The sequence below is a fragment of the Erwinia sp. MYb416 genome (assembly GCF_037479575.1).
Classification (GTDB): domain Bacteria; phylum Pseudomonadota; class Gammaproteobacteria; order Enterobacterales; family Enterobacteriaceae; genus Erwinia; species Erwinia rhapontici.
The window spans coordinates 1-1,827 of the sequence record NZ_JBBGYT010000301.1 but is presented as its reverse complement, the minus strand read 5'-3'; the positions used below and the strand labels follow the sequence as shown (position 1 = coordinate 1,827).

General features: G+C 46.8%; 3 protein-coding genes and 1 pseudogene. 2 read left to right on the top strand and 2 right to left on the bottom strand.

The genetic code is table 11. The annotated features are described in order from the left end of the window. Positions 1-126: pseudogene (locus tag WH277_RS02725) on the bottom strand (two-component system response regulator UvrY); the annotation flags it as partial. A gap of 477 nt (positions 127-603) precedes the next feature. On the opposite strand from WH277_RS02725, the gene WH277_RS02720 reads away from it, so the two are divergent. Then, entirely contained in the window at positions 604-828 is a 225-nt protein-coding gene (locus WH277_RS02720; RefSeq protein WP_339455143.1) for a DUF2594 family protein, read from the top strand. Positions 829-915: 87 nt separating this feature from the next. Beyond that, a complete protein-coding gene (locus tag WH277_RS02715) occupies positions 916-1,257 on the top strand; it encodes a GlpM family protein (protein ID WP_339504272.1) in 342 nt (113 codons plus the stop codon). Between the two features lie 2 nt (positions 1,258-1,259). Here the strand turns inward: WH277_RS02715 and WH277_RS02710 are convergent. After that, positions 1,260-1,827: autoinducer synthase (locus WH277_RS02710; RefSeq protein WP_339504270.1), on the bottom strand; the 568-nt coding region annotated here is incomplete at its 5' end.

Genomic DNA, 1,827 nt, shown 5'->3' with positions numbered 1-1,827 from the left:
CCATTTTACCGCATCCTCACCGCAGTTCGCTTCCCCAACAACCTGGATACCTTTGATGTCTTCCAGTATGCGACGAATACCTGCGCGAACCAACTCGTGGTCATCAACAAGAAAAACGCTTATCAAACGATGCTCCTTAAGTGGCTAAGGCAGGTGGCGAAAATCGCAATGGCAGGTCGATGATGTTACTACTTTTTCACGACTGTTAGAACAGAAATAATGTCGGCCTGTATACTGACGCTAATTTATCAGCAGATGCTAAATAGCGTGCAAATTCGTCATTAATGCAAAGATGTAACATGTAAACGTTAATCTTTTTAGTCGTTAAGAATACTATCGATAAGCACGATAATAAAATAAATTATAAATTACAATAAGTTGTATAAAAAATGCTATTTTTCATTTTAACACAGTCAATATTTTTCTAAATTTTAGCACTTTCTACAACTTGACATCACACTGACGCACAACCGATTGTTTTATCGTTAACCTTAACCGACTGAGTGATTTCTTCAAGCCATTATATGTTATACTTTCAAACACTTTACGTGCCTGGTAAACTAACCGGAAGCACTGTTTTTTCAAAGACTATCGGGAGAAATCATGAGCGAGACTGACTTTTCAACCAGCGAAGAAGTGCAGGCATTAGCTAACGAAGTGACGTGCATGAAAGCACTTGTCACACTGATGCTGAAAGGTATGGGTCAGGCAGATGCCGGTAAAGTCATCATCAATATGGAGCGCTACATCGCCGCGCTGGAAGACCAGCAGCAGGCAGAAGTGTTCAGCAACACGATAAAACAGATCAAATACGCTTATCGTCAGTAATTCACCTGCCTTCCCGCCGCGTTAAACGCCCGTTGCTTTTTTATTGGTTTTGTCACACCGTAGTGTTTTAACTGACAGAACAAAGCAATGGGCTTACTTTTCAAAGCAATACTGGGTGCTGCGGTCGTGGTGTTTATAGGCCTGTTGTCGAAAACCCGTCATTATTATCTCGCCGGTCTGATTCCGCTGTTTCCCACGTTCGCACTGATAGCCCACTATATTGTGGCCAGTGAGCGCGGCATCGAGGCGCTGCGAACCACCATCATCTTCGGCATGTGGGCGATTCTGCCCTATTTTATCTATCTGCTGGCACTCTGGTATTTTATTACGATGATGCGGCTGCCACTGGCACTGCTGGCAGCCGTATTGTGCTGGGGCGTAGCAGCGTGGGTGCTGATTACGCTGTGGTCAAAATGGCATGGGCAATAAATTTAGCGCCCGCGTGGCCCCCAGCTAACGGATACCCCAAGTGTAGGCAGCACTTCTTCAGGTCGGAAGCGACGCGCGCCATGAAACTTTTCAGCCAGATTCGGCTGAGCAATCGGGATTTTGACCGCAAACAGGTTGTCTTCTGACTGAATGATCCCTGGCGTGAGCGGATCATAGTTCACCTGATGCCGTTCAAACATCTGCTCCAGCATCGGCGTTGCCGCACTGTAGAGATGCTGAATACCCGATTGTCCCGCCAACTGCACCGCATGCCATAAAATGTTCAGCGGCAACTCCGCATCAATTTCAAGCCGGGCAGAGAAACGTGACATTTCCCAGACATTATCACTTTCGTTATGACTATTTTCAGCACCTTCGGCTGAACGGTTGCTGTCCGGATCCTGCCATGCCATTAAACGCGCACAACCACAGATACCAAACTGCGCAGTCCAGGCGATCAACCAGATCACATCAGAACGATCGAAGCGATCGTACTCCTGGCCCGGGGTACTGAGACGAGATGGAATCGACCAACCTTCACCTCTGGCGAAGACGCTGTAACGATAACTT